This is a genomic window from Streptomyces sp. DH-12, from assembly GCF_002899455.1.
Taxonomy (GTDB): domain Bacteria; phylum Actinomycetota; class Actinomycetes; order Streptomycetales; family Streptomycetaceae; genus Streptomyces.
In genome coordinates this window covers 3,899,656-3,914,510 of sequence record NZ_PPFB01000001.1, presented here as the reverse complement: position 1 = coordinate 3,914,510, position 14,855 = coordinate 3,899,656, and the positions used below count along the sequence as shown (strand labels likewise).

10 protein-coding genes, 1 tRNA gene and 1 pseudogene are annotated in these 14,855 nt (G+C 69.9%); 11 read left to right on the top strand and 1 reads right to left on the bottom strand.

Going from position 1 to position 14,855, the window contains the following annotated elements:
- The first annotated feature begins 248 nt into the window (after nt 1–248).
- The 11 genes and pseudogenes from dnaA to C1708_RS16365 all read left to right on the top strand — a co-directional run bounded on the left by dnaA (nt 249) and on the right by C1708_RS16365 (nt 14,099).
- Nucleotides 249–2,240 carry a chromosomal replication initiator protein DnaA gene (gene dnaA / locus C1708_RS16420; RefSeq protein ID WP_106413389.1) on the top strand — a complete coding sequence of 664 codons (1,992 nt, stop codon included), beginning with the start codon at nt 249–251 and terminating at the stop codon, nt 2,238–2,240.
- Nucleotides 2,241–3,118: 878 nt separating this feature from the next.
- On the top strand, nt 3,119–4,249 hold the full coding sequence (dnaN, locus tag C1708_RS16410) for a DNA polymerase III subunit beta (RefSeq protein WP_106413388.1): 1,131 nt from the start codon (nt 3,119–3,121) through the stop codon (nt 4,247–4,249).
- A gap of 142 nt (nt 4,250–4,391) precedes the next feature.
- On the top strand, nt 4,392–5,267 hold the full coding sequence (gene gnd, locus C1708_RS16405) for a phosphogluconate dehydrogenase (NAD(+)-dependent, decarboxylating) (protein WP_106413387.1): 876 nt from the start codon (nt 4,392–4,394) through the stop codon (nt 5,265–5,267).
- A gap of 72 nt (nt 5,268–5,339) precedes the next feature.
- A complete protein-coding gene (recF, locus tag C1708_RS16400; RefSeq protein WP_106413386.1) occupies nt 5,340–6,461 on the top strand; it encodes a DNA replication/repair protein RecF in 1,122 nt (373 codons plus the stop codon).
- Entirely contained in the window at nt 6,458–7,000 is a 543-nt protein-coding gene (locus C1708_RS16395) for a DciA family protein (protein WP_106413385.1), read from the top strand. Before recF ends, C1708_RS16395 begins: the two co-directional genes overlap by 4 nt.
- A gap of 434 nt (nt 7,001–7,434) precedes the next feature.
- Nucleotides 7,435–9,492: a DNA topoisomerase (ATP-hydrolyzing) subunit B gene (gene gyrB, locus C1708_RS16390; protein ID WP_198602513.1), complete on the top strand. Its 2,058-nt coding sequence runs from the start codon at nt 7,435–7,437 to the stop codon at nt 9,490–9,492.
- 42 nt (nt 9,493–9,534) lie between these two features.
- The gene (gene gyrA, locus C1708_RS16385) at nt 9,535–12,132 is read left to right on the top strand and encodes a DNA gyrase subunit A (RefSeq protein WP_106413383.1); all 2,598 of its coding nucleotides are present in this window, start codon (nt 9,535–9,537) and stop codon (nt 12,130–12,132) included.
- 18 nt (nt 12,133–12,150) lie between these two features.
- On the top strand, nt 12,151–12,897 hold the full coding sequence (locus C1708_RS16380) for a DUF3566 domain-containing protein (RefSeq protein ID WP_106413382.1): 747 nt from the start codon (nt 12,151–12,153) through the stop codon (nt 12,895–12,897).
- Between the two features lie 121 nt (nt 12,898–13,018).
- Nucleotides 13,019–13,095, top strand: a tRNA-Ile gene (locus tag C1708_RS16375).
- A gap of 81 nt (nt 13,096–13,176) precedes the next feature.
- Nucleotides 13,177–13,635, top strand: coding sequence for an ASCH domain-containing protein (locus C1708_RS16370; protein WP_106413381.1), 459 nt, complete (start codon nt 13,177–13,179; stop codon nt 13,633–13,635).
- Between the two features lie 85 nt (nt 13,636–13,720).
- A pseudogene (locus C1708_RS16365) lies at nt 13,721–14,099 on the top strand (VOC family protein).
- A gap of 256 nt (nt 14,100–14,355) precedes the next feature.
- Here C1708_RS16365 and C1708_RS16360 read toward each other — a convergent pair.
- Nucleotides 14,356–14,847 (bottom strand): DUF6344 domain-containing protein, encoded by a 492-nt coding sequence (locus C1708_RS16360; protein ID WP_106413380.1) that lies wholly within the window; start codon nt 14,845–14,847, stop codon nt 14,356–14,358.
- Nucleotides 14,848–14,855: the final 8 nt, after the last annotated feature.

The following is a 14,855-nucleotide window of genomic DNA, read 5'->3' as shown; positions in this document are numbered from 1 at the left end:
GAGGCAGGCGGCAGCAGCCATCGACAACTCGACCTCGTTACGGTACGCGCGGCCGTGTCATTCGGTCAAACCGGTGGCTGCCGGGAGACACTTGTCCACAGCCTGGGGACAACAACTTGAACCGTACCGGTCGCGCTGACTACCGTGACGGGACCCCGATTCGTTCCCTTGACCCCCCACCACCCGATTTACATCCCGACCCGTCCTTCGCATCACACGATCGAGGGACCTGTGAGAGAGCGTGCCCTGTGGCTGACGTACCTGCCGATCTTGCCGCAGTGTGGCCACGCGTACTGGAGCAACTGCTCGGCGAGGGCCGCGGACAAGGTGTCGAGAGCAAGGACGAGCACTGGATCCGGCGCTGCCAGCCGCTGGCCCTGGTCGCCGACACCGCCCTGCTCGCCGTGCCGAACGAGTTCGCCAAGGGCGTGCTCGAGGGCCGGCTGGCCCCGGTGGTCAGCGAGTCCCTGAGCCGCGAGTGCGGCCGCCCGATCCGCATCGCCATCACGGTCGACGAGACCGCCGGCGAGCCGCCCGCCACGCCCGCGCCCGCTCCTCGTCCACAGCCGCGCTACGAGGAGCCGGAGCTGCCCTCCGTCCACCCGGAGCGCCCGGACCACCGCGACCGGCAGGAGCGCGAGCCGTACCAGGACCGTGAGCCGTACGAGGGGTACGGCGGATACGACCGTCGCCACGGCGACCAGCAGCAGGGCCGGCCGGACGACCGTCTGCCCTCCGCGCGGCCCGCCTACCCGTCGGAGTACCAGCGCCCCGAGCCCGGCTCCTGGCCGCGTCCCTCGCAGGACGACTACGGCTGGCAGCAGCAGCGGCTCGGCTTCCCCGACCGGGACCCGTACGCCTCGCCGTCGTCCCAGGACGCCTACGGCTCCCCGCAGCAGGACGCGTACGGCTCGCCGGATCCGTACGGCACGCAGGACGCGTACGGCTCGGACACCTACGGCGGTCCGTCCTCCCAGGACTACCGTCCCCAGCCTGTGGAGCGTCCGTCCTACGACCAGCGCTCCGACTACGACACGTCGCGCGGCGACTACGACCAGCGGGACGACCGGCGCCGCGACCTGCCCGAGCCGCCGCCCGGCTCGGGGCACGTCCACCGCGGCGGCCCGGTCGGCCCGAACCTGCCCACGACCGGCGCGCCCGGCCCTCTGGCGGCGCAGCCCGCCCCGGCGACGGGTCCCGGTGAGCCGACCGCGCGGCTGAACCCGAAGTACCTCTTCGACACGTTCGTCATCGGCGCGTCCAACCGCTTCGCGCACGCGGCCGCGGTGGCCGTCGCGGAGGCGCCGGCGAAGGCGTACAACCCCTTGTTCATCTACGGCGAGTCGGGCCTCGGCAAGACGCATCTGCTGCACGCGATCGGGCACTACGCGCGGAGCCTCTACCCGGGCACGCGTGTGCGGTACGTGAGCTCGGAGGAGTTCACCAACGAGTTCATCAACTCCATCCGCGACGGCAAGGGCGACAGCTTCCGCAAGCGCTACCGCGAGATGGACATCCTGCTCGTCGACGACATCCAGTTCCTGGCGGACAAGGAGTCGACGCAGGAGGAGTTCTTCCACACGTTCAACACGCTCCACAACGCCAACAAACAGATCGTGCTGTCCAGCGACCGGCCGCCCAAGCAGCTGGTGACGCTGGAGGATCGGCTGCGGAACCGTTTCGAGTGGGGTCTGATCACCGACGTCCAGCCGCCGGAACTGGAGACGCGCATCGCGATCCTGCGCAAGAAGGCGGTGCAGGAGCAGCTCAACGCCCCGCCGGAGGTGCTGGAGTTCATCGCCTCCCGGATCTCCCGCAACATCAGGGAGCTGGAGGGCGCGCTGATCCGGGTGACGGCCTTCGCGTCGCTCAACCGGCAGCCGGTGGACCTCGGGCTGACGGAGATCGTCCTCAAGGACCTGATGCCCGGGGGCGACGACTCGGCGCCGGAGATCACCTCGACGGCCATCATGAGCGCGACCGCCGACTACTTCGGCCTCACCGTCGAGGACCTGTGCGGCACCTCACGCGGGCGCGCGCTGGTGACCGCCCGGCAGATCGCCATGTACCTCTGCCGTGAGCTGACGGACCTGTCGCTGCCGAAGATCGGCGCGCTGTTCGGCGGGCGGGACCACACGACGGTGATGCACGCCGACCGGAAGATCCGCAATCTGATGGCCGAGCGGCGCTCCATCTACAACCAGGTCACCGAGCTGACCAACCGCATCAAGGCCGGCTGACGGCCCGCACGCAGCACGCGAGGGCGCCCCTGGGGAGATCCGGGGCGCCCTTCTTCGTGTCCCGGCTCTCCGGCCGCGACGCTGAGGCGTACCGCGGTGTTCGATTTCCGCGGCGGGTCACGGCCGTCCTCCACAGATTCGGTGACTTTTTCCCGTCCACACGCTGGGGATCGGAAAGTTGTCCCGACTCCGTCCACAGCCTCCTCCGGTGAGAAGCTGTCCGCGCAGGTCATCCGCCTGTGGATTCGTGGACGAAGGATCTCCACAGGCTGTGGACAACGAGATGCTCCACAGCCTGTGCATCGAGTTGTCCACGGGCTTCCCACAGGCTGTGGCCGGTTGTCCCCAGTGATCGGCCGCTTCTCCACATGGCTGTCCACTGTTCGGCAACGCGACGCGGCTCATCACCGGACCGAGTGAAAGCCGTCACATCGGCCTGCCAAAGGGGGCTGTGGGAAAGAAGCGCAAACCTGGGGACGCGGCTGGGGAGAACTCGGCCTCCCCTGTGCACGGGATGTGCAGAACTTTCCGTTCTCCACAGCAAGGCCTGGTTGTCCACGGCTTCCGCCCACAGGACCCGTGGACAAAAAACCGGCGCTGAGCTGTGCAAACGAGGTTATCCACGGTATCCACAGGCCCTACTACTACTCCCGACCATAGAGAGCGAGGAAACCGTTTCGAAGGGGGTCCTGTGCACAACCGGCCGTCCGGCCCTCGCCCGCCCCTCGTCACGACTTGACCCGAGGGGCGCCTAGTGTCAGTGCGGTGCGTCAGACTGGACCCCGGTGTCCTTCCCCTCCCCGGGGCCGACGACACCGAGTCAGACGACGAAAGCCAGGCAGGGCGAGAAGCGCCGGCAACAGCAGGAGGCGGCAACAGTGAAGATCCGGGTGGAACGCGACGTACTCGCGGAGGCAGTGGCCTGGGCGGCTCGCAGCCTCCCGGCCCGTCCGCCGGCGCCTGTCCTCGCCGGCCTGCTGCTCAAGGCAGACGACGGCCAGCTGAGCCTGTCCAGCTTCGACTACGAGGTCTCCGCGCGCGTGTCGGTGGAGGCCGAGGTCGAGGAGGAGGGCACGGTCCTGGTCTCCGGCCGCCTGCTGGCCGACATCTCCCGCGCCCTGCCCAACCGCCCGGTGGAGATTTCCACAGACGGTGTACGGGCGACGGTGGTCTGCGGCTCCTCGCGGTTCACGCTCCACACACTGCCTGTGGAGGAGTACCCGGCCCTGCCGCAGATGCCGAACGCGACGGGCACGGTTCCCGGCGAGGTGTTCGCCTCCGCCGTGCAGCAGGTCGCCATCGCGGCCGGCCGCGACGACACCCTCCCCGTCCTCACCGGTGTGCGCATCGAGATCGAGGGCGACACGGTGACGCTCGCCTCCACCGACCGCTACCGCTTCGCGGTCCGCGAGTTCCTGTGGAAGCCGGAGAACCCGGAGGCCTCCGCGGTCGCCCTGGTGCCCGCCAAGACCCTGCTGGACACGGCCAAGGCGCTGACCAGCGGCGATCAGGTGACCCTGGCGCTGTCCGGCTCCGGCGCCGGCGAGGGTCTGATCGGCTTCGAAGGCGCGGGCCGGCGCACCACCACGCGCCTGCTGGAGGGGGACCTCCCGAAGTACCGCACGCTGTTCCCGACGGAGTTCAACAGCGTCGCCGTGATCGAGACCGCCCCCTTCGTGGAGGCCGTGAAGCGCGTGGCCCTGGTCGCCGAGCGCAACACCCCGGTGCGGCTGAGCTTCGAGCAGGGCGTGCTCATCCTGGAGGCCGGTTCCAGCGACGACGCACAGGCTGTGGAAAGGGTCGACGCCCAGCTCGAGGGCGACGACATCTCCATCGCCTTCAACCCGACGTTCCTGCTGGACGGCCTGAGCGCCATCGACTCCCCGGTGGCCCAGCTGTCGTTCACCACGTCCACCAAGCCGGCGCTGCTCAGCGGCCGCCCGGCGACGGACGCGGAGGCGGACGAGGCATACAAGTACCTGATCATGCCGGTGCGGCTCAGCGGCTGATCCACGGCCGCGGCGAAGCCGAAGGTGGGGACGGGCGTGTGAGCGCGTATGCCCACAGATGTGCGCGCGCGTCCGGGTTTAGGCTCGGACGCCGGTACGCAAGTGCCGTCACGTCCCGTCGCATACCTAAGGAACGCATCTGATGGAGCTCGGTCTCGTCGGCCTCGGCAAGATGGGCGGCAACATGCGCGAGCGGCTGCGCCGCGCAGGCCACACCGTCTTCGGTTACGACCGCAACCCGGACCTCGCCGACGTCCACAGCCTGCAGGAGCTTGTGGGCAAGCTCAGCGGCCCCCGCGTGGTGTGGGTGATGGTCCCGGCCGGCGAGGCGACCCAGTCCACCGTCGACGAGCTCGCCGAGCTGCTGGAGCCCGGCGACGTCGTGGTGGACGGCGGCAACTCCCGCTGGACCGACGACGAGAAGCACGCCGCGGAGCTGGCGGCCAAGGGCATCGGCTTCGTCGACTGCGGCGTCTCCGGCGGCGTCTGGGGCCTGGAGAACGGCTACGCGCTGATGTACGGCGGCTCCGAGGAGGACGTCGCCAAGGTGCAGCCGATATTCGACGCCCTCAAGCCGGAGGGCGACTTCGGCTCGGTGCACGCCGGCAAGGTCGGCGCGGGCCACTTCGCCAAGATGGTCCACAACGGCATCGAGTACGCCATGATGCAGGCCTACGCAGAGGGCTGGGAGCTGCTGGAGAAGGTCGACTCGGTGACCGACGTCCGGGAGGTGTTCCGCTCCTGGCAGGAGGGCACCGTCATCCGCTCCTGGCTGCTGGACCTGGCGGTCAACGCCCTCGACGAGGACGAGCACCTGGACGGGCTCCGGGGTTATGCACAGGACTCCGGTGAGGGACGCTGGACCGTGGAGGCCGCCATCGACAACGCGGTGCCGCTCCCGGCGATCACGGCCTCGCTGTTCGCGCGGTTCGCCTCGCGCCAGGAGGACTCGCCGCAGATGAAGATGATCGCGGCGCTGCGGAATCAGTTCGGCGGCCACGCGGTCGAGAAGAAGTAGTCCGCAGGGACGTCCACTGTCCACAGGACCGCACGGCGGTCCACAACGCCGGAGGAGGTCGGTGGAACGACCATGCACGTCACGCATCTGTCGCTGGCCGACTTCCGCTCCTACCCCCGGGTCGAGGTTCCGCTCGACCCCGGGGTGACGGCCTTCGTCGGTCCCAACGGACAGGGCAAGACGAACCTCGTCGAGGCGGTCGGCTACCTCGCCACCCTCGGCAGCCACCGGGTGTCCTCCGACGCCCCGCTGGTGCGCATGGGAGCCGAGCGCGCGATCGTCCGGGCCCAGGTCCGGCAGGGCGAACGGCAGCAGCTGGTGGAGCTGGAGCTCAACCCGGGCCGCGCCAACCGCGCCCGCATCAACCGGTCCTCGCAGGTCAGGCCGCGTGACGTGCTGGGCATCGTGCGGACCGTGCTGTTCGCGCCCGAGGACCTGGCGCTGGTGAAGGGCGATCCGGGTGAGCGCCGGCGGTTCCTGGACGAGCTGATCACCGCGCGCTCCCCGCGCATGGCGGGCGTGCGCTCCGACTACGACCGGGTGCTCAAGCAGCGCAACACGCTGCTGAAGTCGGCGGCGCTGGCCCGTCGGCACGGCGGCCGCACCCTGGACCTCTCCACGCTCGACGTGTGGGACCAGCACCTCGCCCACGCGGGCGCCGAGCTCCTGGCGCGGCGCCTGGACCTGGTGGCCGCGCTCCAGCCGCTCGCCGACAAGGCGTACGAGCAGCTCGCGCCCGGCGGCGGCCCGGTGGCACTGGAGTACAGGCCGTCCGCGCCGGGCGAGGCGCACACCCGTGAGGATCTCTTCGAGCAGCTGATGGCCGCGCTCGCGGAGTCCCGCAAGCAGGAGATCGAGCGCGGGGTCACCCTGGTCGGCCCGCACCGCGACGACCTGCTGCTCAAGCTGGGCCAGATGCCCGCCAAGGGCTACGCCTCGCACGGCGAGTCGTGGTCGTACGCGCTGGCGCTGCGCCTCGCCTCGTACGACCTGCTGCGGGCCGAGGGCAACGAGCCGGTGCTGGTGCTCGACGACGTCTTCGCGGAGCTGGACGCGCGCCGCCGGGAGCGGCTGGCCGAGCTGGTGGCCCCCGGTGAGCAGGTGCTGGTGACGGCCGCCGTCGAGGACGACGTGCCGCACGTGCTGGCGGGCGTGCGGTTCGCCGTGTCCGAGGGGACGGTGGAGCGCGCGTGAGCGGCCGGCAGCCGCCCGGCGGCGGTACCGGCAAGGACCCCGAGCCCTCGGGCGTCGACCTGGCGCGCGTGGCGTTGCGCGCGGCCCGGGAGGCGGCACGCGCGCGTGGGGACGCGGCGCAGCAGAAGAAGCAGGCGCGGCGCGGCGGCCTGCGCTCCGGCGCGCGCACCGACCGGCGCGATCCGATGGCGCTGGGCGCGGCGATCAACCGGCTCCTCACCGAGCGCGGCTGGGAGGCCCCCGCGGCGGTCGGCGGCGTGATGGGGCGCTGGCCGGAGATCGTCGGCGAGGACGTCGCCAAGCACTGCGAACCCGAGCGCTACGACGAGGACGAGCGGGTGCTGGTCGTGCGCTGCGACTCCACGGCCTGGGCGACCAATCTGCGGCTGCTGGCGCCGACGCTGGTGGCCCGTCTCAACGACGACCTCGGGCACGGCACCGTGCGGCTGATCAAGGTGGTCGGCCCCACCGGCCCGGCCCGCCGTTACGGGCCGCTGCGCGCCCCGGGCAGCACCGGTCCCGGCGACACGTACGGGTGATCCGGGGGCTTTTCCCGCCTCTTCGCACACACGTGAGAGACATCACATCAGGGCGTCCGAGCATCGCTTTCGCGGGCCGGAGCCCCGCGTCGCCGTACCCCCGCACGGGGGTACGAATCGCCACCTGACTCCTAAGTAGCCAAGGGTTGACGGCCGGAAGCGCTGAGTGCCCTCGTGGGGCCTCTGGAGCCCCCATCCGCATATCGGGAGTCGGACGAGGCCGGTTCAGGGCGGCACATGCGGACTCAGGTGCCCGCAAACCCCCATCGATGTCAGTGCTACCGGTAGACTGGAAGACAATCCCGCCCCGATCGTGGGGACCGCCCGGGAAGACGCTGAGCAACGCTGATCAAGGCTTACCAACGCAACATGCCGCAGCCGCTCCGGCAACCTGCCGACGAGCCCGGCTCGTGCTGTGCCAGAAAGGGCGCTTCGTGGCCGATTCCGGCAACCCCAACGAGAACATCCCGTCCACCGACACCGCCGCCGGCGACGCGGCAGGCTCCTCGACCGGAGACGCCACGTCGTACGACGCGAGTGCCATCACCGTCCTCGAGGGCCTGGACGCGGTCCGCAAGCGACCCGGCATGTACATCGGGTCGACGGGCGAGCGGGGCCTGCACCACCTGGTGCAGGAGGTCGTCGACAACTCGGTCGACGAGGCGCTGGCCGGCCACGCGGACACCATCGACGTGACAATCCTGGACGACGGCGGCGTCCGCGTCGTCGACAACGGCCGTGGCATCCCCGTGGGCATCGTCCCCTCCGAGGGCAAGCCCGCCGTCGAGGTCGTCCTCACCGTGCTGCACGCGGGCGGCAAGTTCGGCGGCGGCGGTTACGCGGTCTCCGGCGGTCTGCACGGCGTGGGCGTGTCCGTGGTCAACGCGCTGTCGACGCGCGTCGCCGTCGAGGTGAAGACCGACGGGTACCGCTGGACGCAGGACTACAAGCTGGGCGTCCCCACCGCGCCGCTCCAGCGGCACGAGGAGACCGAGGAGACCGGCACGTCGGTCACCTTCTGGGCCGACGGCGACATCTTCGAGACCACGGACTACTCGTTCGAGACGCTCTCCCGGCGCTTCCAGGAGATGGCGTTCCTCAACAAGGGCCTGCGGATCAACCTCACCGACGAGCGCGAGTCGGCGAAGGCGACCGCCGGCGCGGACGAGGCGGGCGAGGACGAGAAGCACGAGGTCAAGAGCGTCTCGTACCACTACGAGGGCGGCATCGTCGACTTCGTGAAGTACCTCAACTCCCGCAAGGGAGAGGTGGTCCACCCCACCGTCATCGACCTCGAGGCGGAGGACAAGGAGCGGCACCTGTCGCTCGAGGTCGCCATGCAGTGGAACGGCGGCTACACGGAGGGCGTGTACTCCTTCGCCAACATCATCCACACCCACGAGGGCGGTACGCACGAGGAGGGCTTCCGCGCGGCGCTCACCTCGCTCATCAACAAGTACGCGCGCGACAAGAAGCTGCTGCGCGACAAGGACGACAACCTCACCGGTGACGACATCCGCGAGGGCCTGACCGCGATCATCTCGGTCAAGCTGAGCGAGCCGCAGTTCGAGGGCCAGACCAAGACCAAGCTGGGCAACACCGAGGTGAAGACCTTCGTGCAGAAGGTCGTCTACGAGCACCTCGCCGACTGGCTGGACCGCAACCCCAACGAGGCCGCGGACATCGTCCGCAAGGGCATTGCGGCGGCCACCGCGCGCGTGGCGGCCCGCAAGGCGCGCGACCTGACGCGCCGCAAGGGCCTGCTGGAGACGGCGTCGCTGCCGGGCAAGCTGTCCGACTGCCAGTCGAACGACCCGACCAAGTGCGAGATCTTCATCGTCGAGGGTGACTCCGCCGGCGGCTCGGCCAAGTCCGGCCGCAACCCCGAGTACCAGGCGATCCTCCCGATCCGGGGCAAGATCCTCAACGTCGAGAAGGCGCGCATCGACCGGATCCTGCAGAACCAGGAGATCCAGGCGATGATCTCCGCGTTCGGCACCGGCGTGCACGAGGACTTCGACATCGAGAAGCTCCGCTATCACAAGATCATCTTGATGGCGGACGCCGACGTCGACGGCCAGCACATCAACACCCTGCTGCTGACGTTCCTGTTCCGCTTCATGCGGCCGCTGGTCGAGGCCGGGCACGTGTACCTCTCCCGTCCCCCGCTCTACAAGATCAAGTGGGGCAAGGACGACTTCGAGTACGCGTACTCCGACCGCGAGCGCGACGCGCTGATCGAGATGGGCCGCAACGCCGGCAAGCGCATCCGTGAGGACTCGGTGCAGCGCTTCAAGGGTCTCGGCGAGATGAACGCCGAGGAGCTGCGCATCACCACGATGGACCAGGAGCACCGCGTCCTCGGCCAGGTCACCCTGGACGACGCCGCCCAGGCCGACGACCTGTTCTCCGTCCTGATGGGCGAGGACGTCGAGGCCCGCCGCGCCTTCATCCAGCGCAACGCCAAGGACGTCCGCTTCCTCGACATCTGAGTCGGTCTCAGCTGACCGCACCAGGAAGGACCTTCACCAGCAATGACCGACGAGAACACTCCCGTCACGCCCCTCGAGGACGTGGACGCCGCCGCGATGCGCGTCGAGCCCGTCGGGCTCGAGACGGAGATGCAGCGCTCGTACCTCGACTACGCGATGTCCGTCATCGTGTCGCGTGCGCTGCCCGACGTCCGTGACGGCCTCAAGCCCGTCCACCGCCGCGTGCTGTACGCCATGTACGACGGCGGCTACCGCCCCGAGCGCGGCTTCTACAAGTGCGCCCGCGTCGTCGGCGACGTCATGGGCAACTACCACCCGCACGGCGACTCCTCGATCTACGACGCGCTGGTCCGTCTGGCGCAGCCGTGGGCGATGCGGATGCCGCTGGTGGACTCCAACGGCAACTTCGGCTCCCCGGGCAACGACCCGGCGGCGGCGATGCGCTACACCGAGTGCAAGATGGCGCCGCTGTCGATGGAGATGGTCCGGGACATCGACGAGGAGACCGTCGACTTCACGGACAACTACGACGGCCGCTCCCAGGAGCCGACCGTCCTGCCGGCCCGCTTCCCGAACCTGCTGATCAACGGCTCGGCCGGGATCGCGGTCGGCATGGCGACCAACATCCCGCCGCACAACCTGCGCGAGGTCGCCGCCGGCGCCCAGTGGTACCTGGAGAACCCCGAGGCGTCGCACGAGGAGCTGCTGGACGCGCTCATCGAACGCATCAAGGGCCCCGACTTCCCGACCGGCGCCCTGGTGGTCGGCCGCAAGGGCATCGAGGAGGCGTACCGCACGGGCCGCGGCTCGATCACCATGCGCGCGGTGATCGAGGTCGAGGAGATCCAGAACCGCCAGTGCCTGGTGGTCACGGAGCTGCCCTACCAGGTCAACCCGGACAACCTCGCGCAGAAGATCGCCGACCTGGTGAAGGACGGCAAGGTCGGCGGCATCGCGGACGTCCGCGACGAGACGTCGTCGCGGACCGGCCAGCGCCTGGTCATCGTCCTCAAGCGGGACGCGGTCGCCAAGGTCGTCCTGAACAACCTGTACAAGCACACCGACCTGCAGACCAACTTCGGCGCCAACATGCTGGCCCTGGTCGACGGCGTGCCGCGCACCCTCTCCCTGGACGCGTTCATCCGCCACTGGGTGACGCACCAGATCGAGGTCATCGTCCGCCGTACGCGCTTCCGGCTGCGCAAGGCGGAGGAGCGGGCGCACATCCTGCGCGGCCTGCTGAAGGCCCTGGACGCCATCGACGAGGTCATCGCGCTGATCCGACGCAGTGACACCGTGGAGGTCGCGCGCGGGGGCCTGACGGACCTCCTGGAGATCGACGACATCCAGGCCAACGCCATCCTCGAGATGCAGCTGCGCCGGCTGGCCGCCCTGGAGCGCCAGAAGATCGTCCAGGAGCACGACGAACTCCAGGCGAAGATCAACGAGTACAACGAGATCCTCGCCTCCCCGGTCCGCCAGCGCGGCATCGTCAGCCAGGAGCTGGCCGCGATCGTGGAGAAGTACGGCGACGACCGCAAGACGAAGCTGATCCCCTACGAGGGCGACATGTCCATCGAGGACCTGATCGCCGAGGAGGACATCGTCGTCACGGTCACGCGCGGCGGCTACATCAAGCGCACCAAGACCGACGACTACCGCGCGCAGAAGCGCGGCGGCAAGGGCGTGCGCGGCGCGAAGCTCAAGGAAGACGACATCGTCAACCACTTCTTCGTGTCCACCACGCACCACTGGCTGCTGTTCTTCACCAACAAGGGCCGCGTGTACCGCGTGAAGGCGTACGAGCTGCCCGACGCCGGCCGCGACGCGCGCGGACAGCACGTGGCGAACCTGCTGGCCTTCCAGCCGGACGAGACCATCGCCCAGATCCGCGCCATCCGTGACTACGAGGCGACGCCGTACCTGGTCCTGGCGACCAAGGCCGGCCTGGTGAAGAAGACCCCGCTCAAGGACTACGATTCCCCGCGGTCCGGCGGTGTCATCGCCATCAACCTGCGCGAGCAGGAGGACGGGACCGACGACGAACTGATCGGTGCCGAACTCGTCTCGGCCGAGGACGACCTGCTGCTGATCAGCAAGAAGGCGCAGTCGATCAGGTTCACGGCGACGGACGAAGCGCTGCGGCCCATGGGCCGCGCCACCTCGGGCGTCAAGGGCATGAGTTTCCGCGAAGGGGACGAGCTGCTCTCGATGAATGTCGTCCGACCCGGTACGTTCGTGTTCACTGCCACAGACGGCGGGTACGCGAAGCGGACCGCTGTCGACGAGTACCGTGTCCAGGGCCGTGGCGGCCTCGGCATCAAGGCTGCCAAGATCGTCGAGGACCGCGGCTCCCTCGTCGGCGCTCTGGTGGTCGAGGAGACCGACGAAATTCTCGCCATCACGTTGTCGGGTGGTGTGATTCGCACGCGAGTCAACGAGATCAGGGAAACCGGCCGTGACACCATGGGCGTCCAACTGATCAACTTGAGCAAGCGCGATGCCGTGGTCGGCATCGCCCGCAATGCCGAAGCAGGACGCGAGGCGGAGGAAGTCGACGGCGACGTGGCCGTGGACGACACCGCCGACGGGGACGCGGCCACCGGTACGGACCAGGGTGAGGCGCCCTCGTCCGAGTAGCACGAGGAGTGAGTCAGCGTGAGCGGAGCCACGGGCGCCGGACCGGCCGGTACCAGTACGGGAACGGACGGCGGCGGCCGTGGCTCCGCCGCGCGGACGACAGATCCGCACACGACCAATCTCAAAGCGATCAAGGCGCCGGTCTCCGACGCCTCCTCGTCCACCAGGCAGGGATCCCAGGGGGGAACCGTGACGGACACCCGAGGCCCGCAGCAGGCCGCACCCGGGCAGGGTGCCGCCGCTCACGCGGCCTCACCGCTGCCGGGGGAACGGCAGCCGCAGCAGCAGGCGGGCCCGTACCACCCGCCGCAGGCCTACCCGGCCCAGACCGGCGAGGCCGCCGACCGCACCGGCTCGGTGCGCCGGCCCCGCACGGGGGCCAGCACCACCCCGCGCGTGCGCAAGGCGCGCCTGCGCGTGGCGAAGGCCGACCCGTGGTCGGTCATGAAGGTCAGCTTCCTGCTGTCGATCGCCCTCGGCATCTGCACGATCGTCGCGGCGGCGGTGCTGTGGATGGTCATGGACGCCATGGGCGTGTTCTCGACCGTCGGCGGCACGATCTCCGAGGCGACCGGCTCGGAGGGGTCGAACGGCTTCGACCTCCAGTCGTTCCTGTCGCTGCCCAACGTCCTGATGTTCACGACGGTCATCGCGGTCATCGACGTCATCCTCGCGACCGCGCTGGCGACCCTGGGCGCGTTCATCTACAACCTGTCGGCCGGTTTCGTGGGCGGCGTCGAGCTGACCCTGGCCGAGGACGAGTGACCAGCTCGGAGGGTGCGCCCGGGTCGCGCTGACGGTCCCCGGGGAACCGATTTTGGGACTGCCCCGGTCGTGCGCTAATCTTCAGGAGTCAGCGCGCGGGAGACACCCCGCAAGGCGCGGCGGGGCTATAGCTCAGTTGGTTAGAGCGCATCCCTGATAAGGATGAGGCCACAGGTTCAAATCCTGTTAGCCCCACCAGCGAGAAGACCCCCGGTCCGATGGGCCGGGGGTCTTCTCGTTATGGGCACCTGGCGTGGCGTGTCGCCTTACGGTGATCGCATGACATCCGACTCCACGCTGTCGCCCGCGGACATCGCGTCCCTGCCCAGGGCGGAGTTCGCCTTTCCCGGCCCGCTGCGCGACCGGCTCGTCGCGGCTGTTCTCGACGGGTCCAAGACCGCCACGACGGGACTCGTCGCCGAGTACGAGCACGAGGGAGAGCCCCTGCCCGAGGTCGGGAGCCGTGCGGTGGTCGTCGACTCCGGCGACCGGCCGGTCGCGGTCGTCGAGGTGACGGGCGTGTCCGTTGTCCCGTTGGCGCAGGTGGACCTCGCGCACGTGATGGCCGAGGGGGAGGGGCACGCCGACGTGGCCGAGTGGCGCGTGGGCCACGAGCGGTTCTGGAGCGGCGAGGCGATGCGTGCGGCTCTGAGCGACCAGGACTTCGTCGTGGACGATGCGACGCCGGTGGTGCTGGAACGATTCCGCGTCGTCACCGACCTCCGCCCCGCCGGCTGAGGCGTCCCCCGCGGAAACCCTTCGCGTCGCGCGGAGCCGGGGGTACGGTCGCGGGCTTGCGCTTCCGAGCGGAAGGCAGGGCTTCATGGCGAGTCGGATCAGTGAACTGGGGCTGGAGTGCCGTGACCCCGAGTGGCTCGCGCGGTTCTGGTGCGAGGTGCTCGACTTCGTGGAGCTGGACCGCGACGGGGACGACATCGAGATCGGCCCCCGTGGAGGGTCCCGGGGGTGCGCAGCCGACGATCGTCCTCAGCCGGCAGGACCCTCCGCAGCCGGGCGGGACACGACCGCGCATCGACGTCAACGCCACCGACCGCGACCAGGGCGCCGAGCTGGAACGCCTGCTGGAGCTCGGGGCGCGGCCCGCGGGCGTCGGGCAGACCGGCGAGGAGCCGTGGCACGCGCTCACGGACCCCGAGGGCAACGTGTTCTGCCTGCTGGGGAGGCGTCTCGGCCCGTTCTGAGGGCTTGTCACGGGCCCGGAGTGCCAGAGCTCCGCCGGAGCCTCCCAGGGGCTCACGCCGCCGTGTGCGGGATCGCGCCCGGTGTGCGGGCGCGGAGTTTGCGGACATGACCGGACCCCGGTCGGAGGACGACCGGGGTCTCGCGATGTCTCGGCTCGTGTCGTGCCGTTGTGCTGTACGCGAGTTCGCCAGGACTCCGGGGAAGCAGCGACGGCACGAGGAGGGTCGGGTCGAGGCGGCAGCGGGGCGCGGGGCCTCAGCGCTGCAGCGGGATACGGGCGGAGGCGGGTGCGGGGAGAGTGGACGCCGTGTGCTCGGCGCAGTGCGCGGGGACGAGTTCGGGATCCGGGCGTTCGGAGGCCCTGCCCTGTTCCGCGGCGGTGCCCTGTCCCGCGGCCGTGTCCCGCTCCGCGGCCATGTCCCGCTCCGCGGCGGTGTCCTGCTCCGCGGCCGTGTCCGAGGCGGTGTCCGAGTGGGGCCGGTGCCGACAACTGGGGGACTTGCCGTGCGCCTCGGCGTGGATGCGCTGCTTCATCGTGGGGGGCAGTGCTCTGATCAGTGACCGGGACCACAGGGGGGCCGCCGGCGCGGGCGCCTCCGTCGTGGGAGCGCTGTCGCTGTTGCGCGTCTTCTGGGTCTGGGGTACGGCCGCCGCGGCGGTCGTGGTGATGAGACCGAGCGCCGTGCACAGCGCGAGGAAGGCGGTGACGACGGCGTTCCACAGCTTCATGACCTTGCTCCTGGCCATGGCCCCTC

What these genes read in the sequence shown, in the direction of transcription:
- gyrA (WP_106413383.1), top strand. Translation starts at nt 9,535, where the DNA reads ATGACCGACGAGAACACTCCCGTCACGCCCCTCGAGGACGTGGACGCC.
- gnd (WP_106413387.1), top strand. Translation starts at nt 4,392, where the DNA reads ATGGAGCTCGGTCTCGTCGGCCTCGGCAAGATGGGCGGCAACATGCGC.
- recF (WP_106413386.1), top strand. Translation starts at nt 5,340, where the DNA reads ATGCACGTCACGCATCTGTCGCTGGCCGACTTCCGCTCCTACCCCCGG.
- C1708_RS16370 (WP_106413381.1), top strand. Translation starts at nt 13,177, where the DNA reads ATGACATCCGACTCCACGCTGTCGCCCGCGGACATCGCGTCCCTGCCC.
- C1708_RS16360 (WP_106413380.1), bottom strand. Translation starts at nt 14,847, where the DNA reads ATGGCCAGGAGCAAGGTCATGAAGCTGTGGAACGCCGTCGTCACCGCC.